This window comes from Polyangiaceae bacterium, from assembly GCA_015075635.1.
Taxonomy (GTDB): Bacteria; Myxococcota_A; Polyangia; order Polyangiales; family Polyangiaceae; genus JADJKB01.
Genome location: JABTUA010000001.1, coordinates 3,179,816 through 3,203,811 on the forward strand (window position 1 = coordinate 3,179,816; position 23,996 = coordinate 3,203,811).

At 71.3% G+C, this 23,996-nt stretch carries 24 protein-coding genes and 1 pseudogene; 8 read left to right on the top strand and 17 right to left on the bottom strand.

Annotation, left to right across the window (positions count from 1 at the left end; genetic code table 11):
- Window positions 1–8: 8 nt before the first annotated feature.
- From murJ to amrA, 11 genes and pseudogenes are all read right to left on the bottom strand, one after another.
- Window positions 9–1,619: a murein biosynthesis integral membrane protein MurJ gene (gene murJ / locus HS104_14480; protein MBE7481175.1), complete on the bottom strand. Its 1,611-nt coding sequence runs from the start codon at window positions 1,617–1,619 to the stop codon at window positions 9–11.
- 52 nt (window positions 1,620–1,671) lie between these two features.
- A complete protein-coding gene (locus HS104_14485; GenBank protein MBE7481176.1) occupies window positions 1,672–3,168 on the bottom strand; it encodes a TolC family protein in 1,497 nt (498 codons plus the stop codon).
- Window positions 3,161–4,367, bottom strand: a pseudogene (locus HS104_14490) (ABC transporter permease). Before HS104_14490 ends, HS104_14485 begins: the two are co-directional and overlap by 8 nt.
- Window positions 4,364–5,137 (bottom strand): ABC transporter ATP-binding protein, encoded by a 774-nt coding sequence (locus HS104_14495; GenBank protein MBE7481177.1) that lies wholly within the window; start codon window positions 5,135–5,137, stop codon window positions 4,364–4,366. The pseudogene HS104_14490 and the gene HS104_14495 overlap by 4 nt, the downstream one beginning before the upstream one ends.
- The gene (locus HS104_14500; GenBank protein ID MBE7481178.1) at window positions 5,134–5,511 is read right to left on the bottom strand and encodes a hypothetical protein; all 378 of its coding nucleotides are present in this window, start codon (window positions 5,509–5,511) and stop codon (window positions 5,134–5,136) included. The genes HS104_14495 and HS104_14500 overlap by 4 nt, the downstream gene beginning before the upstream one ends.
- Complete coding sequence (locus HS104_14505) at window positions 5,508–6,455, bottom strand: efflux RND transporter periplasmic adaptor subunit (GenBank protein ID MBE7481179.1); 948 nt, start codon at window positions 6,453–6,455, stop codon at window positions 5,508–5,510. Before HS104_14505 ends, HS104_14500 begins: the two co-directional genes overlap by 4 nt.
- Window positions 6,456–6,492: 37 nt before the next feature.
- Entirely contained in the window at window positions 6,493–6,906 is a 414-nt protein-coding gene (locus HS104_14510) for a hypothetical protein (GenBank protein MBE7481180.1), read from the bottom strand.
- On the bottom strand, window positions 6,903–7,169 hold the full coding sequence (locus HS104_14515) for a hypothetical protein (GenBank protein MBE7481181.1): 267 nt from the start codon (window positions 7,167–7,169) through the stop codon (window positions 6,903–6,905). Before HS104_14515 ends, HS104_14510 begins: the two co-directional genes overlap by 4 nt.
- Window positions 7,156–7,704: an RNA polymerase sigma factor gene (locus HS104_14520; protein ID MBE7481182.1), complete on the bottom strand. Its 549-nt coding sequence runs from the start codon at window positions 7,702–7,704 to the stop codon at window positions 7,156–7,158. Before HS104_14520 ends, HS104_14515 begins: the two co-directional genes overlap by 14 nt.
- Window positions 7,705–7,769: 65 nt before the next feature.
- Complete coding sequence (locus HS104_14525; protein MBE7481183.1) at window positions 7,770–8,762, bottom strand: Spy/CpxP family protein refolding chaperone; 993 nt, start codon at window positions 8,760–8,762, stop codon at window positions 7,770–7,772.
- A 59-nt stretch (window positions 8,763–8,821) separates the two neighbouring features.
- Window positions 8,822–9,358, bottom strand: a complete 537-nt coding sequence (gene amrA / locus HS104_14530) for an AmmeMemoRadiSam system protein A (protein ID MBE7481184.1) — start codon at window positions 9,356–9,358, stop codon at window positions 8,822–8,824.
- Window positions 9,359–9,402: 44 nt separating this feature from the next.
- Here amrA and HS104_14535 point away from each other — a divergent pair, with 44 nt between their 5' ends.
- From HS104_14535 to HS104_14555, 5 genes are read left to right on the top strand one after another with little or no spacing between them, the layout of a single operon-like run.
- Window positions 9,403–9,708, top strand: a complete 306-nt coding sequence (locus HS104_14535) for a hypothetical protein (GenBank protein MBE7481185.1) — start codon at window positions 9,403–9,405, stop codon at window positions 9,706–9,708.
- Window positions 9,705–10,127, top strand: a complete 423-nt coding sequence (locus HS104_14540; GenBank protein MBE7481186.1) for a hypothetical protein — start codon at window positions 9,705–9,707, stop codon at window positions 10,125–10,127. The genes HS104_14535 and HS104_14540 overlap by 4 nt, the downstream gene beginning before the upstream one ends.
- Window positions 10,128–10,144: 17 nt before the next feature.
- The gene (locus tag HS104_14545; protein MBE7481187.1) at window positions 10,145–10,927 is read left to right on the top strand and encodes an enoyl-CoA hydratase/isomerase family protein; all 783 of its coding nucleotides are present in this window, start codon (window positions 10,145–10,147) and stop codon (window positions 10,925–10,927) included.
- A gap of 40 nt (window positions 10,928–10,967) precedes the next feature.
- The gene (locus HS104_14550) at window positions 10,968–11,801 is read left to right on the top strand and encodes a DUF4349 domain-containing protein (GenBank protein MBE7481188.1); all 834 of its coding nucleotides are present in this window, start codon (window positions 10,968–10,970) and stop codon (window positions 11,799–11,801) included.
- Window positions 11,802–11,839: 38 nt separating this feature from the next.
- A complete protein-coding gene (locus HS104_14555) occupies window positions 11,840–12,211 on the top strand; it encodes a hypothetical protein (protein MBE7481189.1) in 372 nt (123 codons plus the stop codon).
- Between the two features lie 46 nt (window positions 12,212–12,257).
- Here HS104_14555 and HS104_14560 read toward each other — a convergent pair whose 3' ends face one another.
- The 6 genes from HS104_14560 to hutH are packed head-to-tail and all read right to left on the bottom strand — an operon-like array spanning window position 12,258 to window position 19,602.
- Window positions 12,258–14,462, bottom strand: coding sequence for a hypothetical protein (locus tag HS104_14560; protein ID MBE7481190.1), 2,205 nt, complete (start codon window positions 14,460–14,462; stop codon window positions 12,258–12,260).
- 25 nt (window positions 14,463–14,487) lie between these two features.
- Window positions 14,488–14,805: a hypothetical protein gene (locus tag HS104_14565; GenBank protein ID MBE7481191.1), complete on the bottom strand. Its 318-nt coding sequence runs from the start codon at window positions 14,803–14,805 to the stop codon at window positions 14,488–14,490.
- Window positions 14,793–15,449, bottom strand: a complete 657-nt coding sequence (locus tag HS104_14570) for a radical SAM protein (GenBank protein MBE7481192.1) — start codon at window positions 15,447–15,449, stop codon at window positions 14,793–14,795. The genes HS104_14565 and HS104_14570 overlap by 13 nt, the downstream gene beginning before the upstream one ends.
- Window positions 15,446–16,279, bottom strand: a complete 834-nt coding sequence (locus HS104_14575; GenBank protein MBE7481193.1) for a PaaX family transcriptional regulator — start codon at window positions 16,277–16,279, stop codon at window positions 15,446–15,448. The genes HS104_14570 and HS104_14575 overlap by 4 nt, the downstream gene beginning before the upstream one ends.
- A gap of 47 nt (window positions 16,280–16,326) precedes the next feature.
- Entirely contained in the window at window positions 16,327–18,216 is a 1,890-nt protein-coding gene (locus tag HS104_14580) for a hypothetical protein (GenBank protein MBE7481194.1), read from the bottom strand.
- Between the two features lie 9 nt (window positions 18,217–18,225).
- Complete coding sequence (gene hutH / locus HS104_14585) at window positions 18,226–19,602, bottom strand: histidine ammonia-lyase (GenBank protein ID MBE7481195.1); 1,377 nt, start codon at window positions 19,600–19,602, stop codon at window positions 18,226–18,228.
- A gap of 267 nt (window positions 19,603–19,869) precedes the next feature.
- Between hutH and HS104_14590 the strand changes: the two genes are divergently transcribed.
- The 3 genes from HS104_14590 (at window position 19,870) to HS104_14600 (ending at window position 23,982) form a co-directional block, all read left to right on the top strand.
- Window positions 19,870–20,700 carry a hypothetical protein gene (locus HS104_14590; GenBank protein MBE7481196.1) on the top strand — a complete coding sequence of 277 codons (831 nt, stop codon included), beginning with the start codon at window positions 19,870–19,872 and terminating at the stop codon, window positions 20,698–20,700.
- On the top strand, window positions 20,664–21,572 hold the full coding sequence (locus HS104_14595; protein ID MBE7481197.1) for a hypothetical protein: 909 nt from the start codon (window positions 20,664–20,666) through the stop codon (window positions 21,570–21,572). The genes HS104_14590 and HS104_14595 overlap by 37 nt, the downstream gene beginning before the upstream one ends.
- 133 nt (window positions 21,573–21,705) lie before the next feature.
- Window positions 21,706–23,982 carry a hypothetical protein gene (locus HS104_14600; protein ID MBE7481198.1) on the top strand — a complete coding sequence of 759 codons (2,277 nt, stop codon included), beginning with the start codon at window positions 21,706–21,708 and terminating at the stop codon, window positions 23,980–23,982.
- Window positions 23,983–23,996: the final 14 nt, after the last annotated feature.

The window sequence follows — 23,996 nt, forward strand, 5'->3', positions numbered from 1 at the left end:
TCGACAAATCAAGCTCCCTGACCGCGTCGCCTCCGGCGAAGGCTCGCAACCAGGCCGCGGAGCTCGTCGCTCTTGACGAACCAGGCCGCGATCAGGAAGACCGCGCCGTAGACGCACACCGCGGCGAGACCAGGGACCAGGCTCCGGATCGCACCTGCGCCGGGCGGCACCGCCAGCGCCTTCGCCACGCCCAGGCCGGCCGCCGCCGCCGGCGCCGTCGCAACCAGGGTCTTGCCGGCAGAGCGGGCGATCTCCCCGAGCCGGGTGTCGCCGAGCCGCTTGCCGAGCCCGAACCAGAGCAGGAGCATCTGCGCTGCGCTGGCGCCGCTCACCGCCAGGCTGATGCCGACGTGCCCCAGCAAGCCCCTGAGCGAGAGCGCCAGCGTCACGAACACTGCGAGATCGAGCGCCGCCACCACTACCGGCGTGCGAGTGTCGCCGAGCGCGTAGTAGACGCCCACCAGCTGGCGCACCGCGGCGACCATCCAGATGCCGAGCCCCTGGGCGGCCAGGGCCTTGGCGGTCTCGCGGGTGGACTCCGCGTCGAACTGCCCGCGCTGGAAGATCAAGGCCACCACCGGCTCCGCCAGCGCGACGAATAGCACGCTGGCGGGGAGCGCCACGAACAGCGCCAGCTTCATGCCGTACGCGAAGGTCTTCGCCACCTCCGCGCGATCGCCGCGCGCGACCAGGAGCGCGAGGCTGGGCAAGGTCGCGCTCTGGAGCGCCATCACGAAGATGCCCTGCGGGAAGTCGCAGAGACGCAGCGCCCAGCCGAAGTAGCTCTGGGCGCCGACGCCGAGGTCCGAGAGGAAGCGGCGCGCGAGCACCACGTCCACGTAGTAGACCCCGAGGCCCAGCAGCACCGGGCCCATGCGGCGGAGCGCCTCGCGCACGCCGGGCAGCGCGAGCTCGAGACTGGGCGCCGTGAAGTAGCCGATGGCGCGCAGGCTCGGCCACTGCGCCACGACCTGGAGCGCGCCACCGAGCAGCACACCGGCAGCGAGCGCCAGCGTGCGATCGTGTCCCTTCGCGCCGACCAGATCCGGCAACGCGAGCGCGCACACCACGAATGCGACGTTCAAGAGCGCGGGCGCGAAGCTGGTCGCCACGAAGCGCTGGTTGACGTTGAGCGCCGCCACGCCCAGGGCCGCCGTCCCCATGAAGAAGATGTAAGGGAATACCCAGCGGGTCAGCGTCACGGTGCGCTCGTATTGCCCCTCGTGCGCGCGGAAGCCGGCGGCGAACAGGTCCACCAGCTGGGGCGCCAGGACGACGCCGGCGATGGTCACGACCGTCAGGATCAGGAGCGAGAGGCCGCGCATGGCCCGGAACAAGCGGCGCGCAGCCTCGTCGCCCTCTTGCTCGCGAGTCTTGGCCAGGACCGGTAGCACGGCGTTCTGGACCGCACCCTCTGCGAGGAGCTGGCGCAGCACGTTCGGGATGGTGAACGCGACGAAGAACGCGTCGGTGGCCGCGCGGCTGAACACCGCCGCCAGCACTTGGTCGCGCACCAGCCCGAGGATCCGGCTGAACAACGTGCCCGCGGCCACGATGCCGGCGCGACCGGTGATCTTCTTGCGCTCCGCCTCGGCCGAGCTGGGCCCATCGCCGGCCATCCCAGGCCGAGTAGCACCAGGGACCCGAGCCGGGCAAAGTCTGAGGGGCTGGTCAGACCCGGTAGTGGTCCAGCAGCCGACCAGCCATGTGCAGCACGAGGGTCTGCTCCTGCACCAGATCCACCCGCGCCCGCGCTACCCGGAGGCGCGCGCGCCGGAGCTCGTCCTCGGCCTGCTGGACCTGGATGGGCAACGACTGGCCGAGCTCGAAGCGGGCCTTCTCGGCGGCGTGGGCCTTCTCCGCGACGGCCAGCGTCCTCTCCGCCAGCGTCACGCGGCGTGAGGCAGCGCTCTCGTTGGTCACCGCCAGCGACGCCTCCGCGGTGATGCGGTCTCGAGTGGCCTTCAGGTTGTGCTCCGCGGCTCGGGCCGCGAGCAACGCCGAGCGCTTCTCGGCGTTGCGCCGCGAGTCGTCGAGGGGCAGCTCGAACACCAGTCCGACGTGGGCCGTCACCCAGTTGAGCTGCCCGGCGCGGGCTGCCGCCCGCGGGACGCGCTCGCTCACGCCCTGCGACTCCAGGTACCCCTCGAGGTCGAGGCGCGGGCGCGTGGACTCACCAGCGACCTCGGCGCGGGTCCGCGCGAGCTTCACCTGCGCTTCGAGCTCCGCGAGCTCCACCGAGCCGCTCTTGAGCGCGGCCTCGACGTCGGCCCGCGTGGCGCTCGGGCCGGCCTTGGGCGGACCGCTCGCCAGGGCGCCGAGGTCCCGATCCGGATCCGGGTTGCCCATCAGCCGCGCCAAGGCGAGCGCGCGCTGGCGCTGGTTCAGATCGGCGCCGACCACCGACTCCTCGAGCTGGGCCACCCGGGTCGAGAACGTGAGCACGTCGGTCTCCGCAGCGGCTCCCTGCTCGACGCGGGCCTTCGCGTCCGCCTCCTGCTGCTTGGCGAGGGCGAGGGCCGAGCGCTCGATGCGGCTCGCCTCCTCGGTGTACCAGAGCTCCCAGTACGAGAGCACGACGTCCCGCACCAGCTCGCTCTTCACGCGGTCGCGGGACTTGTCCGCGAGTTCTTGCTCACGCGGGCGCGCGCGCAGCTCTGCCTCGCCGATCCGGGTGCCCGCGCCGCGCAGGAGCGGCTGGCTGAGCGACGCCCGGCCGCTGACGCCGTACCCGGTGCTGGTGCCGCCGCCCAGCGCGGCGGCAGAGCTCTCGCTCTCGAAGCGCTCGCCTTGCAGGCGCAGCTCCGCGCTCGTGCCCATTGGCCAGGTCCGCCGGAGCGCCGAGCCCACGGTGTAGGTGCGCGAGGTCGAGGAGCTGACCGTGTCGCCGGCGCCGAGCCGAGGGTTCTTCTGGTAGGTGAAGCCCGCGTCGGCCTGAAAGACGTAGGAGTACCGGCCCTGCTCCGCCAGCACGTTCTGCCGCGCGCGCTCCACGTCGATCTCCGAGGCCTGGCGCGAGGGGTTCTGCGCCAGCGCCTCGGCCACGGCGGTGTTCACGTCGATGCGCCGGGGGCTGGCCCCCGCCGGCTGGGCGCGCCCCGGCGCGGCGAACGCGCCGAGGGCCAAGACGGTGAGGATGGTCGCCAGCCGATTCCGGGGTTCACTCATGACGCAGGGCCTCGATGGGGTTGAGCCGCGCAGCCTTGTGCGCCGGGAGGTAACCGAACAACACGCCGATCACGGCGGAGAACAGGAACGCGACGAGCAAGATGTCGGGCGAGACCACGAACGGGACCTTGAGCGCGCGCGTCGCGGCCCAGGAGCCCAGGAGCCCGGCGCCGATGCCGAACACGCCACCGATCATGCTGAGCACCACCGCCTCGACCAGGAACTGCAGGAGCACCTCGCGCGCCATGGCGCCGATGGCCAAACGGATGCCGATCTCGCGCGTACGCTCGGTGACGTTGACCAGCATGATGTTCATGATGCCGATGCCACCGACGAGCAGGCTCACGGCCGCGATGGCGCCGAGCAGAGGCGGTGAGCGCGCCGGTGGCGCTGGTCACGGTCTCGGCGATCTCCGCCATGTCCCGCACGTTGAAGTCGTCCTCGGCGCCAGCCGCGACCTGCCGCCTTTCGCGCAACAGCTCCTCGATCTGCTCCTTCACCCGGGTCGTGCTGCGGTCCTCCGCGACGGTGATGAAGATCGAGCTGACGTCGTTGCTACCGACCAGGCGGCGCTGCGCGGCTCGGAGCGGGACCAGGACCACGTCGTCCTGGTCCTGGCCCATGCCCGACTGGCCCTTCGCGCCGAGCACGCCGATCACCTCGCACGACAGCTTGTCCACACGGATGGTCTCGCCGACCGCCGCGTCGGTGCCGAACAGCTCCTTCTTGACCGAGGCGCCGAGCAGACACAGCGGCTGTCCGGCGCTGATCTCGCCCTCGGTGAAGGAGCGCCCATCGGCCAGCGTGTAGGCGCGAACGTCCAAGTACTCCGCCGTGGTGCCCGTCACGCTGGTGCGCCAGTTGCGATTGCCCCAGACCGCCAGCGACTGCTTGCCGGCGGTCGGCGCGATCTTCTCCGCGCCGGGCACGTCGCGGCGGATGGCCTCCACGTCGTCCTTGGTGAAGCCACCCGCGCTCTGGAAGCCGCTCGAGCGGCGCATGCCGCCGGGCTGCACGATCAGGAGGTTGTTGCCGAGCTTGCTGATGTCGGCGGTGACCTTCGCGGTCGCCCCCTCGCCGATGGTCACCAGCGCGATCACCGCGCCGACGCCGATCACGATGCCGAGCATGGTCAGGAACGAGCGCAGGGTGTTCCGGCGGATCTGACGCAGCGCCATCACCAGCGTGATGCGGATCATGTCTGGCCTCGCTGCGACAGTGGTCGCTTGGAGATGGGCCCAGCGTACTCCACGTTCTCGGGGCGCCCCTGGTCCACGATACGCCCGTCCTTGAACATCACCACCCGCGACACGTAGTGCCCCATGTCCGGCTCGTGGGTGACCATGGCGATGGTGATGCCGCGCTCCTGGTTCAGGCGTACGAGCAGCTCCATGATCTCGTGCTTGCGCGACGAGTCGAGGTTGCCGGTGGGCTCGTCGGCCAGGAGCAGCGACGGGGTCGAGACCAGCGCGCGGGCGATGGCCACGCGCTGCTGCTGTCCGCCGGAGAGCTCCGCCGGCGTGTGGTCCGCGCGATCCGCCAGCCCCACCGCCGAGAGCGCCTCCATCGCCTTCTCGTGGCGCTCGCGCATCGGCACGCGGCGGTAGACCAGCGGCAGCTCGACGTTCTCGAGGGCGGTGGTCCGCGCCAGCAGGTTGTAGCCCTGGAACACGAAGCCGACGTAGTGCCGGCGCAGGAGCGCGCGCTGATCCTGCTCGAGCGAGCCGACGTCCACGCCTCGGAACAGGTACTGCCCGCTGGTCGGCGCGTCGAGGCAGCCGATGATGTTCATCGCCGTGGACTTCCCCGAGCCGCTCGAGCCCATGATGGCCACGAACTCTCCGCGCTCGATGCGCATGTCCACGCCGTCCAGCGCCCGCACCTCGGTGTCACCAGCCCCGTAGATCTTGAAGACCTGGCGAAACTCGACGACCGCGTTGTCCGCGCCGAGCTCGGGCGCGGCGCTCATTTCTTGGTCTCCGCGATGTCGGTGATCACCTCGGCGCCCTGGCTGAGCTCGGCGGACTTCACCTCCGTGCGCTTGCCGTCGCTGACGCCGATCTCCACGGCCACGCGGACCGGCTTGCCGTCGCGGACGACGTACACCCCATCCCGGTTGGGACGCGGCGCCGTTCCCGCCTCGGCCGAGCCGGCCGCGCGAGGCCGGCCGCCGCCGCCGCGGCCGAAGCCCCGGGTCGGACCGCCGAGCCCCGGCACCGGCAGCGCGGCGCCGCGGGAAGTCCCGCCAGCCGCCGCGCTCTTCGGGCGGAAGCGCAAGGCCGCGTTCGGCACCGTGAGCGCATCCTTGACCTGTTGCGTGACGATGGTCGCCGTCGCGGTCATGCCCGGGCGCAGCAAGCGTTCCGAGTTGTCCACCGTGAGCAACCCCTCGTAGGTGATGACCGTGGTGCCCGCCTTGGGCAGGTTGTTGAGCCGCACCACCTTCGAGCGAAACTGGCGGCGGGGTGGGCGTCGACGACGAAGGTCGCCGGCTGCCCGTCCTTGACCTTGCCCACGTCGGCTTCGTCCACGTCCACCTTGAGCTGCATCTGCGTGATGTCGCGGGCCAGGGTGAACAAGACCGGCGTCTGGAAGCCGGAGGTCACGGTCTGACCGGGCTCGACGCTGCGCGCGAGCACGATGCCGTCGATCGGCGACTTGATCACCGCCTTGCCTTGGCTGGTCTTGGCGGACTTGAGGCCGGCGCGCGCCACGGTGACCTGGGCGGAGGCGCTGCCGACCGAGGCCTTGGCGCGCTCGAGGGTGGCCTCCGCGGTCTCCAGCTCCTGCGCCGACGCCAGCCCGCGCTTGTTCAGCTCGCGGATACGCTGCGCCTTGAGCTCGGCCTCCTTCACGCTGGCCCTCGCGTTGCGCGCCGACGACGAGGCGGCGCTGAGCTGCGCCTGGGACTCCTCGACCCGGGCGTTCAGCTGCTCCTGGTCGATCTCGACCAACACCTGCCCGACCTTGACCTGGTCGTTCACGTCCACGTGCACCTTGAGCACGCGGCCCGTGACCTCGGCCCCGACCTCGACCGCATCGAGCGGCGAAAGCGTGCCGGTTGCGGTCACGGTCTCGCGCAGACTGCCGAGCTCGACGGGCGCGGTCACGAAGCTCTCGGTCGTGGCGCCCTTGGTGCGGGCGCGCCAGATCAGCACGCCGGCGACGATGGCGCCCACCAAGAGCAGGGCGAGCACGCGCCAGAGCCAGCGCCTGACCTTGCGGCTCTTGCCCACGCCGAGCTGCGCGAGGACTTGGGGATCACCTGTGGCGTTGGGGGCTTGCACGCGAAAGACCTCGGGGAACGGGGAACGACTGGACGGCTCAGGGAGGCGGAGGCGGCGGTGGTGGTGGTCCCTCCCCGGGTGGTCCGCCGTAGCGGCGGCGCAGCTTGTCATGCTTGGCGCGCTGCTCCTCCGTCAAGACCTCGCGGATCTCGGCGTCGATCTTCGCGCGCAGCGCCCGGTGCTCGGGCTCGCAGCGCTCGAAGGCGCGGCGGCGCGCGTCCTCGTGTTTGTCCAGGATCTGTTGCACCTTCTCGCGCTGTGCGGAGTCCAGGTCCAGCGCCCGCGCCATGGCCTCCATGCGGAAGCCCATGCGCGCCTTGCCGGGCGGCCCGTGCAAACGCTCGGCGAAGCGGTGCAAGAGGTAGCTCTTGGTGCCGAAGCCGCCGGCCACCGCGCCCAGGCCAAAGGCGGCGACCAGCGCCAGGACTGCGCCGAGCTTCTGCCGGTTCATTGCTCGAGCTCCACCACGTCGAAGGACGAGAGCGCTTCGCCGTCCAGCTCGCGCTGCGCCGCGCTCGACACCCAGATCGAGATCGCCGCGGCCGCCGCCAGCAGGCCGAGCACCACGCCGCGAGCCGCCCACGGCTCGCGCTCCTTGGTCTCGCGCTCGACCCGGGCCATCACCCGATCGGTGAAGCCGCCCGGTGGCCGGAGCGCCGCGGTTCGTTCCGCGAGGCGCGCGAGCGCCGCATCGTGTTCGTCAGAGGTCGTCATCGTTGCCTCGCCTGCGTCGGAGCGCCGCTCGAGCCCGCACCAGGCGCTGCTCCACCGCGCCCTCGCTCACGCCCAGCACTGCCGCGGCCTCCGCATTGGTCAGACCCTCCACGCTGCACAGTACCAGCGCAGCGCGTTGATCCGGCGGAAGCTCGTCCAGCCAGCGTCCCAGCTCGGACAGCGCCACGTGCGCCTCCGCCCCCTCGCCAGGATCGATGCGGGCCGCCTCCAGCTCTCGATCGTCCCCCGCTGGGCGCACCGCCCGCCGCCGTAACGCGTCCAAGGCGGTGTTGGTGACCACCCGATAGAGCCAGGTGCGGACCGCTGAGCGACCGTCGAACTGGCCGTCGGAGAGCGCCCGAAAGACCTTGAGGTAAGCGTCCTGAAGCACCTCGTCGGCGTCGGCGCCGTTGCCCAGGAGCCGCGCCGCGAGCCGAAACAGATCCCCCGCCGTGTGCTCGACCAGGCTCCGAAACGCGGCGCGGTCGCCGGCACGGACCCGCTGGGCCACGAGGCTGAGATCGGGATCGGACACGGTCCTGGGTCATACTCGTCGAAAGGCGCGGGCGGGGCGACCAGCGCTCCCGCCCGCCGCGTTCCTCAGTGTTTCCGCCGGCCCGGGCCGGCTTCCACCCGGGTGGCGAGCTTGTCGCGCTGGCTCGGCTCGAGCACGCCGAGCAGCGTCTCCAGGTGTTTGACGCGAGCCTCGGCGCCCTGCCGCGCGTGCCGCGCGACGTCCGCCGAGCCCATCAGCGCCTTGGCGTCGAAGCTGTCCGTGGCGAAGGCGGTGAGCAGCTGCTTCATGTGCTCACCCCTCTTCTGCATCTCCTGCTTCATGGCGCCGCGCTCTGGCTCTCCTTGCGCGCGCGCCGCACGCAGCTTCTCGCGTTGGGTCTCGCTCAGGTCGAGGTCCTTCAGCAGACCGAAGCCGGGGCCGCCGGGGCCGCGGAAGCCGCGCTTGCCCTTTGGCCCGTCGCCGTGCGCGCATTGCTCGTCCGGATCACCGGCACAGGCAGCGCCGAGCGGTGCGTCGCCGGGATCCGGCGGGCCGAAGCGCTTCGGGCCATGCTCGAGGCGCGCTTCGAGCGCAGCGACCAGCGCCTTGCGCTGCTCGGCGTCCAAGGTCCGGTGCAGCTCGTTCAGCGCCTCGTGCACCTTCTGGCTGGTCTCGGTCGCGCTCTTCTCGATGGCGGCGTAGTGCGGGGCGAGCGCGCTCGGCTCGAGCTTGCCCGCGCGCACGCCGGCGGCGAGCGCCTTCTGGAAGTCCTTGTGAGCGGGGGAGTCGAAGGGATGAGCCGACTTCAGATCCGCGGCCAGGGCCTCCACGGTTTTCTTCTGGTCGGGCCGGAGCTCGAGCTCCTTCAGCGCCGCGTGCAGCAGGAACGCGGGGCCGCCGTGCGGTCCCTTGCGGAAATGGCCGCGCGCCTCGGGCTTGGGCGCCTCGGCGGTGGGCGCCTCGGGCACGAGCTCTCGTGCCTGCTGCTCGGCGGGCTCGGGGATCTTGTCGGTGGGCACCTCCTGGGAGCAGGCGGCGAGCGCGAGCAGCGCCACGCCGCTCAGGAAGAGGTGGCTTCGAAGGGTCTTGTGCGTCATCGGGGATACCTCGGGGAATTTCCGTGTCGCCGAGTTCGACGCGGCAGATCGCGCCTCCCCTACGACCGGGGGTGCTCCAGGGCCTTGGTCACGCGAAAGCGCGACAAAAGTACCGGCTCGTTGGCCGAGATACCGGCCTTCTGCCGGGCGATGGCCACCTGCGTCGACGGGTCGTCCACCCCCTCGATGTCGGGGAGCAGGAGCCCGCGGCGCCCGAGCCGATCCCGCACGATCACGCCGTAGCGCTTGGGATCGAGGTCACCCAGCCCTTCGACCGGCTCGTCGGGGGCGAGCACGCTGACCTCGATGGACAGGGACGCGAGCTCCTCCGGCCGCAGCGGCGGGAAGCGGGGATCCCGCGTGGCGGCGAGCACCGCGCTCCGGGCCGTCTCCGCGAACACGTCGGGCTCCGCCGGCGCAATCGACCCGATGCAGCCGCGCAGACTGCCGTCCGCGTTGCGAAGCGTGACGAACACACCCGCCGCGGGCGCGCCTGCGCGCCGGGCCTCGAGCCAGTGCCCGGACTCCAAGTACAGGGCGATCGCGCGCCGGGCCAGGGCCGGCAGCTCGCGACTGAGCTCCTCGAGCGCGCTCACGGCGAGGAGTATGCCACGACGGAACGGTGGTAGTTTCCCCAAGCATGCCGCAACGTCTGCGCGCCTTCCTGGGTCTCTCGGCGCTGCTCTTGTCCACGGGCTGCGCGGCGACGTTTCGAGATCCGAGCGTCCCGGCCGGCGAAGAGAAGACCAAGTGGGCGCACTTCTACCTGATCGGCGCGGTCGGTGAAGCGGAGCTGGACGTGCGCGATCATTGCGCGACCGCCCGTGCCCACGAGGTCTGGATCGGCGAGGACGTGTTCACCTTGGCCGTCAGCATCGTCACCCTCGGCATCTACACGCCGCGCAAGGTCGCCATCATCTGCGAGGCCAGGGGGGTGAAGCGGTGATAGCGCTACGGCGTGCGCTGCTCGTGCTCGGCGCGCTCTCGCTGAGCGGCTGCTTCCGCACCGTGGTGCGCTCCGGACATCCGCCGGCGCAGGCGCCGGAGGCATACGACCACCGCTGGCACAGCGGCTGGGTCGGGGGGCTCATCGAGGCCAGCGGCCCGCACCCGGTGGACCGCGTCTGCCCGGCGGGCTGGGCCGAGGTCCGGACCGAGACCGATCCTCTGCACTCGTTTCTGAACCTGGTGACGTCGTACATCTACTCCCCGCAGTCGGTCACCGTCGTGTGCGCCGAGCCGGGCGCGCCCGCCGCGCCGCCGCTCGCGGGATACGCAGTGCCCGCGCCGCCGGCGAGCTCGACCTACCCCCCGCCGCCCGGCAGCGTCTACCCGCCGCCGGCGCCGCCACCGCCGGAACTCTGATCTATAACGACCGGACCATGAGCTCACCCGTCCGCGTCGAAGTCGGTCCGGTCTCCCGCATCGTGCTCGCTCGTCCCGACAAGCAGAACGCGATGACCGCGGAGATGGGGCGGCTGGTGAGCGAAGCGGTCGCCACGCTGAACGCCTCTGCCGAGCCGCGGGTGGTGCTGGTCGTGGGCGAAGGCCGCGCGTTCTGCGCCGGCGGTGACTTCTCGCTGATCGAAGAGAACTCCAAGAAGTCTCCGGAGCAGAACCGGCGCGAGATGGTCGGCTTCTACTCGAGCTTCCTCTCGGTCAGCCGCCTCGCCGTGCCCAGCGTCGCCGTGCTGCACGGGGCGACGGTGGGCGCGGGCCTGTGCCTGGCGATGGCCTGCGATCTCCGGCTCGCGGCGAGCGAAGCCAAGCTCGGCGCGAACTTCGTCCGCATCGGCCTGCACCCGGGCATGGGCGCGAGCTTGCTCCTGCCGCGCCTGGTCGGGCCCGCCAAGGCGGCGGAGCTGCTCCTGACGGGCCGGCTGATCACGGGCAGCGAGGCCGAGCGCATCGGTCTGGTGAACCTCGCCGTGCCCCGCGCCGAGCTCGACGCGCGCGTCGCCGAGCTCACCGCCGAGCTGACGAGCGCCGCGCCGGTGGCGGTGGCGCAGGTGAAGGAGACGCTGGCCGCCCCGCTGCTCGGCGCGCTCGACGCGGCCCTCGAGCGCGAGGCGGCCTGTCAGGCGCTGGACTTCACCACGGCGGATCTGAGGGAGGCCGTGGCGGCGTTCCGCGAGGGGCGCAGGCCGGTGTTCGTCGGGAGCTGATGTAAGGCCCGCCCCCGGGCGGCGTTGTCGGGAGCGAGCCATGCAGAAACTCGTCCTGCTTCCCGCGCTCCTCGCCCTGGCCGTGTCCGCCGCCGCTTGCAGCAAGGGCGCGGACGCCGGCGCGGCCCCTCCGGCCCCGGCCGCCGCGGCAGCCGAGCCCGGCGCCGATCCGAGCAAGGTCGTGCGCAAGCTGATCCGGAACGCCGAGCTCGGCATGACGGTGGCCTCGCCCGCCGACGCGCAGCGCGAAGCGGGCAAGATCGCCGAAGAGCACGGCGGATATCTGGCCTCCAGCGAGGCGCTCTCGACCCGCAGCGACGACGGCGCCGAGCCGGGCAGCGTGCGGGTCGTGTTGCGCGTCTCGAGCGACCGGCTCGACGCGGCCCTGGACGCCCTGCGCCGCCTGGGCAAGCACGTGGGCAGCGAGAGCATCCAGAGTCGCGACGTGACCGACGAGTGGGTGGACGTCGAGGCGCGGATCAAGACGCAGAAGCAGCTCGAAGAACGCTACCTCGAGATCGCCAAGGGCGCGAGCCGGGTCGAGGACCTGCTCGCCGTGCAGAAGCAGCTGGCCGACGTGCGCGGCGAGATCGAGAAGCTCGAAGGCAAGAAGCGGCTGCTGGATCACCAGATCGCGTTGTCGACGGTCACGGTCACCTTCCAGGGAGAGCGGCCGCTGCTGGCCGTCTCGCCCAGCGCCTTCGGCCGCGCCGCCAAGCGGGCCTCCGCCGACGCGGTCAACGTGGGCGCCGGGATCGTGGTCGGTGGGATCCGCCTGCTCGGCGTGCTTTTGCCGGTCGCGCTCTTGGTGTTCTTGCCGCTCTACCTGATGGGGCGACTCGCGCTCCGCCGGCTCCAGCGCGCGCGGGCCTGACCGATCCCGAGCGCCCCGCCGCGCGACTCATCCAGCTAGTGGCCGGTCGCGCCCGTCTCCCGTTTCTCGCGCTCCTCGGCCTCGGGCTCGGGGGCTGCAACGCCGGGCTGGTGGGGGCCACGCTGGCGGTCATGGGGGCCGGCGCCGTCATCAGCTACGACTGCCCGGGCTATTTGACGGTCCGCCTCCGGGACGAGCTGACCGGGGCAGAGCTCTGCGGCGAGCCGGTGCTGGCCCGCGACCGGGACCGGGAGCGCCGGCTCTTCACCTGCGCCACCATGGCGCTGCCCCACGGCACCTGGGAGCTCCGCGCCGAGCGCGGCGGCGCGTCCACCAGCGTCGAGATCGAGCGACCCGCGCGCTGCGAGCGCTGGGTCTACGACGTCGAGCTCGACTTGCCGACGCCCTAGGTTGCTCGAGTCGACTCGCGCACCTCGACGCCCGCTCGGGTCGAGGCTAGTGCTCCTTCGGGCTGGTGGGGTCGGCGTCCAATGCGTCCAGCACGCCGTCGCCGTCGAAGTCGGCGCGCGGCGGCGCCGTCACTTCCACCACGGCGATGCCAGCGTTGGCGCTGGCGAAGAACGCGGCGAGCTGGCTCGCGTGCTCGCGGATCGGCATCTCGATCTGGAACGCGGCGGGGAGCGGCGGAAAGCGCGGGTCACCGGCGAGCGGCACGCCGGGCAAGAACTCGCGGGTGTCCCAGCGCACGTAGCCCAGGCCGTGGTTCGCCGGGGCGTATTGCACCGCGACCGCCGCGTGGCCGTCCACGTTCTGGCTCACCGGGCTCGCTCGGGTGGCGATGCCCGGCACGTCCACCAGCGCCGGAGTCGCGATCTCGACGCCCAGCGCGCGCATCAGCGCGATGGTGGCGATGTTGGGCAAGACCTCGTCGCCGACTGCGTAGGTGATCATCACGTCCGGCGTGGCGCGCCCCGAGATCGAGTCCCGCATCACGTGCGGCGCATAGCCGATGGGGTCGCCGGCCTCGGTGATCGTGGCCAAGAGCGTGCCCACCGGGTGGAACTCGTCGAGGACCTCGTCGCCCCGGATGCCGAAGCTCCCGCTCGCGATCGTGGTGACCAGCGGCGCGACCTTGGCGGAGCTGGTGGTGATGAGCTGCACGAACGAAGCGCCGGGGACCTGGAGCGCCGCGCCGCGGATCTCCGGCTCCACCGCCAGGGTCATCGTGCCCATGATCCCGCCCAGCGATCCGCCGCTCCAGTAGATGCGCCCGGGGTCCAGCTTCGGCGTCACGCCGCCGGCCGCCGCGGCGAGCGGCGACAGATCCAGCTTCGAGCTCTGGATCAGGCGCACCAGGCTGGTTTGATCGAGCACCGTCTGGCGGAAATTGTCGCGCACGATGACGAAGTCCGAGAAGCCAGCGAAGAACTTGAGCGGCAGCGGTTTTTCGTCCGGAATTCCGTCGGGGCCCTTGTAGCCGCCGGCGTAGTTGTTCTTCTGGTCCAGCACGCCGCCGCGGGCGCCGTGCAGCACGTCGTCGATGCCGATCACCGCGAAGCCCGCGCGGCACAGCTCGTTCGCCACGGAGAGCATGCTGCCGCGATCGTTGGAGAGGCCATGGCCGTTCACCACCACCGGGTAGCCCCCGGGCGGCGCCGGCTGCTTGGGGATCACCAGCGTCACGGGGATGGTCGCGTGCGCGTCCGCGAGCAGGTAGTGCCCGCCCGCGTCCTTCTCGAAGCGGCGCGACTTCGGATCGAGGAAGCTCGGCGCCACGAAGGCGCCGTGGGCGATCACCGCGATCTCGGCGTGGGCGATGCCACCCGGATTGTCGCCCCCGGGCCACTCGCGTCCGTGCTCGTCCTTGTCGGGTTCTCCCAGCCAATCTCCCAGGGTCACCGGGCTCGCCACGCCGAACACCTTCACGGTGTAGGGCGCGGCGCTCGGTCCGAGCAGCAGCTCGGGCTCCGGCAGCTCGCGCAGGCGCTCGCGGAGCTCGGGCAGCTCGCGCACGCGGGCCGAAGTGCGGAACACCGCGAGCCCCGCCAGCTCGTCGCGCTCGGCGAGCGCGCCGCTCGCCACGAGCTCGTCGATGGCTTCCCCGTAGAGCCGCTCGCCGTGCGTGACGCGCGCCCCGGCCAAGATCGCGTCGAGCGCCGGCGAAGGCACGAGCGGCGCGCGTTCCAGCGTGCGCGCCCCGGTGGTCAGAACGACGGCATGTCGCACACCGGGGGGCAAGACCACTCCGGGCACCGGGATCACCGCGACAGCGCCCAGCGTGGGCAACGGCTTGGCGAGCGCCGGGTAACGCTTGCCGCTGAGGGGCGACGCCGGATCGACGTCCACGATGCGCGCGCTCGCGCTCCACTCCACGGCCTCGTCCCAGCTCCGCGGCAAGCTCTCGGGATCGACCTCGGCGGCGACGAAGAACAGCGCGCCCGTCGAGCGCCCGAAGCCGTCCAGCGCGGACAGCCCCTCCTGGATCGACTCGAAGTGCGCGGCGACGCGCTCGAGGCCCGGCACCTCTCCCACCGAGCCCGCGTCGTCGAGGTACAGGTCGCTCGGCCAGGGCACCTGGCCGAAGGCCGGAGGCCCGCTCGGGGGCAGCTCGAAGCTCACCTCCGCGCCTCGGCTCGCGCGCTCGTCCTGGCCACAAGCGCCGAGACAGAGCGCAGCAGCGATCGGCCCGAGCCTCTTCACCCGACCAAGATAGCGTCCCCGCGCCTCAGCCCGACATGAAATACATCGCCAGCGGCCCCGGCTCCCGGTCGGGGGGCACCAGGTCGTCCCAGGGTCCCGGCAGCTTCGCGGCGTGCGCGAACACCACCCAGCCGCCGCAGCGGTCGCAGTCGGCGTTGTTGCCGTAGCAGCACTTGGGGTTCGAGAAGGCGCCGCGCTCCACGTAGAGCGGCAGCACCGTCGAGAGCGCCGGACAGCGGTCGGTGACCAGACGCGCCGTGGCCGGCCGCATCAGCTCGAGCGCCCGCGACGAGTTCCACACGAAGCTCGGGTAGCGGCGCTTCAGCGCCATCACCGCGTCCACCGCGCTCTCCGCTCCTCGACGTCGCGCCAGGCGAGCTCCGAGACTTCGCCCTCGTTCGGCACGTGGAAGGTGAACGTCATCCCGTCGGCCTGGGAGTCGATGAAGTCGAGCACCAGCTCCTCGAGCCGGTGCTGGTTCTGCTTGGTCACCACGCACTGGATCTGCACGGTCGGCGCGAAGTCGTCGGGCACTGCGGCGAGGGTCTTCTTCACGCGCGCGTACACCCCTTGCCCACGCACCGGGTCGTTCAGGTCCTCGGGCCCGTCCAGGGACACGACGTAGGTGACGCTGGGGCCGAAGTCCTTGAGCGGGATGGTGCCGTTGGTGGTGATCACGTTGCGCTGGAAGAGCTTCACGCCCCGCTCCAGCAGGCGCCAGCGGATCATCGGCTCGCCGCCCATCCAGAGCAGACCGAAGATGCCGTGGCGATCGCGCACCCGCTCGAGCTCGGCCAGCAGCTGATCGTCGGGGATGTCGTCGGCCGGATCGTTCGGGTTGCCGTCGGTGTAGACGAAGCAGTGCGAGCAGGTCAGGTTGCAGCGATTGGTGACGTTGAGCATCGCGCCGGGGAAGCGCTCGGGGGGCTCGACCTTCAGGCGATCGCGCGGGCCGCGCGCACGGTAGACCGGGAGCGATTTGTTCATGTTGCCTCCACGCTGCGAAAGTCGAGGACGGACTCCAGGGCCGGGGCACCTTCGGCGCGCATGAAGCGTCGCCACACCCGCCGCCCCGCCCGATCGTAGGCGCGCATCTCGCTCACCAGCGCCTGGCGCGCGTCCGCCGACACGATGGGCTCGGGCAACAACGGATCGAACGCCAGCTGTCGAATCGCCTTGCCCCCGAACACGAAGCACTCGGCCACCGCCTGCTCGAGCGGCAGGGCGTCGAGGCGCGCGCCGCTCTGCTCGAGCTCGCGCCGGGTCTCGTGGTACGCGCGCTCGAGCGCGCGGCCGTCCCAGAGCGAACGCGCACGGCGCTCGCTGGCCGGCTCGAGCTCCTCGAGCCGCGCGACCAGCGCGGCGCCGTCGAGGCCGAGCTCGCGGAGCGCGCGCCGCGTTGCTCCCACCCCACCGGCCAGGTTGTCCGGCCTGAGCCAGAGCCCAGGGTCGAGCTCGGCGCAGCCCAGGAACTCGAGGGCACGCTCCCGGCGGCGCACGGCGCTCCGCTGCGCGCGCCCGAGCGCGCCGACGTGTACGGCGACCCACCCGCCCCGCCAGGCGACGACGCGCTCGTGCAAGGTGGACCAGGAGGTGACGTGGTCCTGCACCGCGCGGCTCCGTGACGAGAGCCCGTACGCGCCGCGCTCGGCTTGCTCGAGCTTGCCGGCCGAGAGCAGGCGCGCGAGCGCGACCCGCAGCGCGTTCTCCTCGATGCCGAACACCGCCGCCGCGCGCACCAGCGCGCGCACCGGCACCGGACGTCCGCCCACCGCCGAGAGCAGGTCCAAGATCAGGCTCTGAGCTCGGGGCGCCACCCGGAGAACATTACACGTTACGACGCAACATGTCTAGCCATGTAATATCAGCCGGCGCCCGGCCGAAAGCGCAGGCGCGGCGCGAAGATCGACGCCGCCCCGAACAGCCCGAGGGCTGCGAACAGGGTCAGCGCGCGTCCGTTCGGAAAGTCCTGCAAGAGGAGCTTCACCGCACCCACGCCCAGCACCGGGTAGACCAGGTACTGGGCCTCCCGAAGGCGCGGCAGGCGCGAGGCGGCGGCGAGGCCCAGGGCCGACGCTGCCAAGATCGCCGTGCGCAGCGCGGCGACGCGGCCGACGTCGGCGTTCGCACCGACGCCGCCCCCGAGGGGGCCCACCAGGACCACCATCGCCACGCAGCCGAGGCCCGCCACCGAGACGGCGAGCGCCAGGGTCCTGGCCGCCTTGCTCGCCCAGAGAGAGCGCGCGCGACCTGCCTCGATGGGAGCGAGGAACGCGAACAGCGCTACGCCGAGCGCCGCCAGGCAGGACAGATCGAGGGCGCCGATGCCCTCCCGCGGGCTCGACCAGAACGCGGCCCACACCGTCGCGAGCAGACCCGATCCCAGCGCCGCGGCGAACGCGCACACCGCGGCGTGCAGCGGCAGCGCAGCGTGCCTGTCCCGGGCGCCCAGCACCGCGAGGAGCACCCCGATGCCGGCCCAGGCGAAGCCGGGCTCGGCCAGCAAGAGCCAGCTGCCCACGAGCACGCCGACCAGGGCGTAGCTGGTGTTGAACCATGCCTCGACGGCGTCGCGCCCCGGCACGACGAAGAGGAAATACGCGACTGCATAAGCGACGGCGCCGACCGCGAGGCTCGCCACCCCGAGCGTGATCACCGGCGCCCCGGGGGCGAGCCGCGCCAGGAGCACGGCGCCGAGGTAGCCCACGACGAGGACCGCGCCGGCCTGAAGGCGCTCGAAGGTCGAGAGCCGGCGCTTCTTCAGTTGAGCGCGCAGGCTGAAGAACAGCATGTAGGCGCCGAACAGCGAGAGCTGGACCAGCGTCGCCTCGAAGCGGTACGAGCCGCTGACCATCTGCGAAAACGTGAAGATCAGCAGCGCCAGATCGGCCACCGCGGCTCCGAGCACACGCAGCACCGACCAGCCCCGGGACTCCGTCACCGCGTCGAGAGCGACGCCCAGGCCCACGACCAAAAGCACGAACGGCACGGGCCGGCCGGTCTGAAGCACGGTGCCCCCGATCGTGAACACCATCAGCACCAGCACCGACCACGCGACGAGCGCCAGCTTGCGCCGCCACGCGACGAAGAGCGCAGCGGCGGCCGCGGCCGCGAACGCCAGCGCGGAGGTGACGGGCGACAGGACCTCGAAACGCACGGTGACCTCGCCGAGCAGAGGGAACGCGGTCAGCGCGAAGCTCACGCCGTAGAAGGCAGCGGACACCGACGGCTCCTGACGTGCCTGGCGATGGGCCAGGAAGAGCCAGATGCCGGCATAGACCAGGCCGAAGAGCGCCCCCGTGGCCGGCAGCAGCGTGCCGCGCTCGGTCAGGTCGCGCAGCAGGTAGCCGCCGCCCAGGATCAAGAGCGTGCGACCACCGATGCCAGCCACCTGGGGCAACACTTCGCCCAGGGTCGGCCCGGGCTCGAGCGGCGGCTCGTGGCGCAGCTCCTCCGCCGCCGGGGGCTCGGCGACCCGCGCTCCGTGGGGCGCCTCCAGCGCCTCGAGCCGGGCCTGCATGCGGGCCAGACTCTCGCCGAGCTCGTCGACCCGCGCCTCCAGCCGCTTCACTCGATCATCGGGCTCCGGAATGCGAGCCAGGGCGTCGGCGTCCCCTGCCTCCGCTTGCCGAGCGCGCTCCGCCACCACGTAGTTCCCCGAAACCAGGCCTGCAACCGGCGCGCCACGCGCAATTCTCGCAAAGGCGTGGTTCGGATCACGCAAGACGTACGTCTTGCGCTCGGCCGCGCGCACGAGCTGCGCTCAGGCCAGCCCGTTCACCGCGCCGCTGACCTGCCGGGAGAGGGACCCGTCTCGGATCAGCTCCGCCACCGCCTCGATGTCGCGGTAGAGCGGCCGGTCGTCGTCGAGCGCCGGCACCCGCGCGCGCACCGCGGCGTGCGCGGCCTCCACCCCCTGGCCGCCCGAGAGCGGCTTGCGCTGCTCCAGGCCCTGCGCCGCGGTCAAGAGCTCGATGGCCAGACAGCGCCGCACGTTCTCCACCACCTGCTCGAGCTTGCGCGCGCTGATGCTGCCCATGCTCACGTGGTCCTCCTTGCCCGCGCTCGACGGGATCGAGTCCACGCTGGCGGGGTGGCAGAGCACCTTGTTCTCGCTGACCAGGGAAGCGCTGGCGACCTGCGCGATCATGAAGCCGCTCTCCAGGCCGCTGTTCTTGGCGAGGAAAGGCGTGAGCCCGCTGGAGAGCGCCGGGTTCACCAGCTGCTCGACGCGGCGCTCGCTGATGTTGCCGAGCTCCGCCAGGGCGATGGCCGCCAGATCGAGCGCGTAGGCCACGGGCTGACCGTGGAAATTGCCGCCGCTCACGACCTCGGCGCTGCCGTCTGGCTCCACGAACACGCTGGGGTTGTCGGTCGCGCTGTTGATCTCGCGCTCCAGCACCTCTCTGGCCCAACCGAGCGCGTCGCGAGAGGCGCCGTGGACCTGCGGCATGCAACGCAGCGAATACGGGTCCTGCACCTTGTTGCAGTCGTGATGGCTCTCCATGATGGCGCTCTCGGAGAGCAGCTTGCGCAGGTTCTCCGCGACTTTCGCCTGGCCCGGGTGGGGGCGCAACTTCATCAGCCGATCTTGGAACGGCCGCGCCGAGCCCTTCAGCGCGTCCAAGCTCATGGCGCCGGCGATGTCAGCCACTCGGAGCAACTCGGTGGCGTCGCAGAGGGCGAGCACGCCGTACGCGGTCATGTACTGAGTGCCGTTGATCAGCGCGAGGCCCTCCTTCGCCTCGAGCTCGAGCGGGACGAGCCCGGCCCGCCGGAGCGCCTCACCTCCATCGCACAGCTCCCCGTCCACGCGCGCCTCGCCTTCGCCGATCATCGCCAGCGCCAGGTGTGCCAGCGGCGCCAGATCCCCTGAGGCACCGACGGAGCCTTGGGCAGGCACGCGCGGCACGACGTTCCGTTCGAGCATCTGGCACAACAGCTCGATCACCTCGACGCGGACGCCGGAGTGACCGAGGGCCAAGGTCTGGGCGCGCAAGAGCATCATGCCCCGCACCGCCGCCTCTGGCATGTCGGGCCCGACGCCGGTCGAGTGGCTGCGCACCAGGTTCTTCTGCAGGCGCCGGACCTCGGAGGCGCTGATGCGCGTCTCGGCGAGCGCGCCGAAGCCGGTGTTCACGCCGTACGCGCGCGGCGCCGAGTCTCCGGCCCCGCCACCTGCTCGATGGCATGGCGCGCGCGCTGGACCTTCTCCCGGGCCCCGCCTCGAGCACGACCCGCCGACGCCGCCGCGCCACGTCTTCGAGGTCGGCGGGACAAAGCCAGGTCCCCAAGCGAACCGGTTCGGCGTCGGTCTTCACGCGGCCTGTATAATCGCGCGGAAACCCCTTGTCCCGCCCTCCCGCTGGCCCCTATCCTCGCCGGCCAGTGGGCCGCCGGAACTCGATTGGGATTCTCTGGGCTGTGCGGGGGCGGCGCGGCCGCGTCCGCGCTTTTGTTCACCTGCCACGCGCTGGCGCAGCCGGAGGCGCCACCGGCGCCACCCGGCGCCGTTGCGCCGGAGGCGCCAGCCGCCGCGGAAGCCACCGTGCCGCCGCCGCCGCCGCCGTCGGACGAAGCCGCGGGCACGGAGTTCAAGCCGCGCTTCGTGCTGGAGACCGGGCGCACCGAGGTGAAGCCGCCGGATCGAGCAGCTGCGCGTGCAGCTCCACGGCGAGTACCAGGTGCGCGCCTCGCTGCTGTCGGATCTGCCGCTGCGCCAGTTCGGCACCGACGCGAGCACGAACGCGCTGGGCCAGACCGCGCGCCCTACCACTGGCTCCGCCTCACGCCGCGGGTGTCTTATCGCGACAACCTCACCCTGATCGGTCAGCTCGACGTCCCGCGCGGGTTCTTCGGCGGGCAGGAGACCCGCCACGTCGAAGCGGCGGAGCGGCCCTACGACGATCGACAGCCCCTCGGCATCGAGCCGCGCTGGCTGTACCTGGAGTACCTGTCGCCCATCGGCTTGTTCCGCGTCGGACAGCAGCCGTCGCACTGGGGCATGGGCATCCTGGCCAACGACGGTGACCACCCCACCCTGTTCGGCGACTACTACGGCGGGTCCATCGCCGAGCGCATCGCGTTCGCCACCAAGCCCGCCGGCAAGGACTCGCCCTTCACCGTCGCCATCGCCGGCGACCTGGTGTTCAAGGACGCGACGGCGGATCTGACCGACGACGACCGGGCCTTCCAGGGGTTTTGGCGGCGTTCTACGCCGACAAGCACGAGAACATGATCGGCTTCTACGGCGTGTACCGCCACCAGCGGCGCACCCGCGAGACGCTGCCCGGCCGCGAGTTCGACGAGACCATCGGCGTCTGGGTGTTCGACTCGTCCGGCAAGTTCAACGCCAAGATCCCCGGCTCCAGCGGGCACGTGTTCGGCGAGTACGAGGTGGCGTACCTGCTCGGCGACACCAGCTACTACCGGACCGTCAACCAGACGCGCAACAACGAGCGCGAGGACATCCGCGCGCTCGGCGCGCGGCGCGCCTCGGCGCCGCCACCACGGCGGGCAGCGGTGACCAGCGCTGGGGCGACTTCGTGGCGACGCTGGGTGGGGCTGGGCGCAAGGCGACGCGAACCCCAACGACGGAGTCACGCACCGCTTCCGTTTCGATCCGAACCACAACGTCGGGCTCATCCTGTTCGACGAGGTGCTGGCCTGGAAAACCGCGCGCGCCGCGAGCATCGCGGCCGATCCGGGGTTGACCGGGCGTCCCCCGCCGGCTCCGAGCTCCTGCCGTCGAACGGCGGAGTGTTCGGCGCCACCTACCTGAACCCGACCGTGGTTTGGCGGCCCACCCGCCCGCTCGACCTCAAGCTGGGCGCGGTGATCGCCCAGACCACGGCGGACTTCGTCGATCCGGTCCAGGTCGCGACGACCGGTCGCTTCCGCAACTACGACGGCGGCGACCCGAAGAGCCACGATCTGGGCGTCGAGCTCGACGTGGGCGCCGAGTACCGGCTCGCGCTCGACTACGACATGACGCTCGCGCTGGGCGCCCAGGGCGGCGTCCTCTTCCCGGCAACGCCTTCGCGGATCAGGGCAGGAAACAAGCTCGACAACCAGTACCTGGGCGTTTTCCGCCTCGGGCTTCAATATTGAGGGAAGGGCGGACCATGAAGAAGCTCGGCTCCACGATTAGTCTCGCACTCTGCTTCGGCGCGCTCGGCTGCAGCGTCGACGGGATCCCCGACGGCCTCGGCAGGACTCCCGACGGCTCCGGCTCCACCGTGAAGTGGGACCTCTACCACAAGCCCCTGCCGGAGATCCCTTCCCCAACGACCAGGCGATGTGGCCGGATCCCACCAGCCGCACCGGCATGCGCGTCAACGCCAGCACCGTCGCGCCGACGAGCATCGAGGAGACGGCGCGCAAGAAGTTCGACCAGCTCGAGGGCTTCGGCACATACGCGCCGATCACCGTCGGGTTCGCCAAGCGCAAGGACAACCCGGCGCAGCCCGCGGTCGACCTCGCGAACCTGATGAAGCGCCATCAGGGCGACGACTACGAGCTCGCGAACGACACCATCTACGTTGTCAACCTGGACACCGGCGTCCCGGCCATCCTGGACCTGGGCGAGGGCTCGTTCCAGTACGTGGTGCGCGAGAAGCACAAGTACTGGCGCAACGACACGCGGCGGCTCGAGCAGAACCTGATGTGGGACACCGCGGACGAGACCATCGACCCGACCACGGGCAAGCGCCGGCCCACGGCGCTGGTGGGCGGCGTGCCGAGCTACAAGCCGGAGTGGGACACCGACTTCGACGGCGTGCTCGACCTGCCGAACCTGAAGAACCCCGACGGCTGCCCCACCCAGGTGGACGTGGAGCTCGGCAAGGTCAGCGAGCGCGACCGCGATCGCTGCGTGACCGACAACCTGCTGACCTTCTACGAGCGCGAGACGGACACGCTGATCATGCGGCCGCTCGTGCCGCTCATGGAGAAGACGCAGTACGCGGTGGTGATCACCGACCGCATGCTCGACTGCGGCAAGGATCCGAGCAAGTGCGCCGCGGGCGATCCGGTGCGCTCGCCCTTCGACTTCGTCTACCACCCGGCTCAGGAAGAAGCGATGGCGCGCCTGAAGGCGCACCTGTCGAACAAGGAGCTGTCCAGCTACTACGGCGACATCGGCGGCACCGGCTTCGAGCACGTGGCGTTCGCCTGGACCTTCACCACGCAGCCGGTGCAGGAGGACCTGCGGCTGATCCGCGACGGCCTTTACGGCAAGGGCCCGCTGGCGCGCATCGGCAAGGAGTTCCCCGCGAACACCCAGCTGGCCCGCGCGGCCGGCAAGGTCGATCTCGAAGCGCTCGCCGACGGCACCGAGGAGCCCGCCGGCTGGGAGACCCAGGGCAAGTGCAAGGACACGGTGAAGAACTTCCACATCGTGAAGTTCGACGTGGTCAAAGAGACGCTGCACGAGCTGGCCAAGCAGGGCTTCGGCTTCGACGGGCCGACGCTCGAGACCCTGATCGCGTCCTTCGACTCCATCAGCCACATCGCCATCGGCGAGTTCGACAGCCCGTTCTTCATCACCGGCGGCCCCAAGGGGAAGGACCCGAACGCCTCGTTCGACATGGACTTCCGCACCGGCAAGGGACAGCTCTTCCGCGACAAGGTGCAGTACTTGATCGTCGTGCCCAAGAACACGACGAAGCACCACCAGCCCTTCCCAGTGGCCTACTACGGCCACGGCTACACCTCGAGCTCGCTCGAGGTGCTGGGCTTCGCCGGGCACCTGGCCACTCAGGGCATCGCGTCGGTGGGCATGAACGCCACCTTCCACGGCCTGGAGATGGGCGAGACGGAGCTGCAGCTCGCGCGCAACCTGTTCAAGACCGCCTGCGAGGGCCCGTTCGCCAGCGCCCTGCTCACCGGCCGGGCCCGCGACCTGGACGGCGACGGCACCGCCGACTCCGGCGGCGACTACTGGACGAGCTACCTCTTCCACACCCGGGACGTGGTGCGGCAGAGCGCCGTCGATCTGTTGCAGATGTTCCGCGTCTTCAAGGGCTTCGACGGCGAGCGCCTGGCCGTTCACACCAAGGACCCGGTCAGCGGCCGGCTGATGCAGGACTACAACGGCAACGGCGAGCCCGACGACTTGGCCGGCGACTTCGACGGCGACGGCACCCCGGACATCGGCGGGCCCAACTCCGAGTTCTACGCCTGGGGGCAGTCCCTGGGCGGCATCCTGGCGCCCTTCGTGGCGGCGCTGGATCCGAACGTGGTCGCCTCCGCGCCCACCGCTGGCGCCGGCGGCCTGCTCGACGTGGGCGCGCGCACCTTCCAGGGCGGCGCCTTCGAGGGCATCTACCTCCGGAACTTCGGGCCCCTGGTCGTGGGCATCCCCGCCAAGGAGTTCTACGACGCGAACAAGCAGAAGGAGACCAAGTGCGGCGAGGCGCAGGTCTCGCTGCGCTTCGTGCTGATCGACGTGAACGACGACCGCGAGGTCGAGTTCGGTTGCGTGGACAAGACCGCGTACACGAAGGCCGGGGCACCGTGATGGTGTCGAACGGC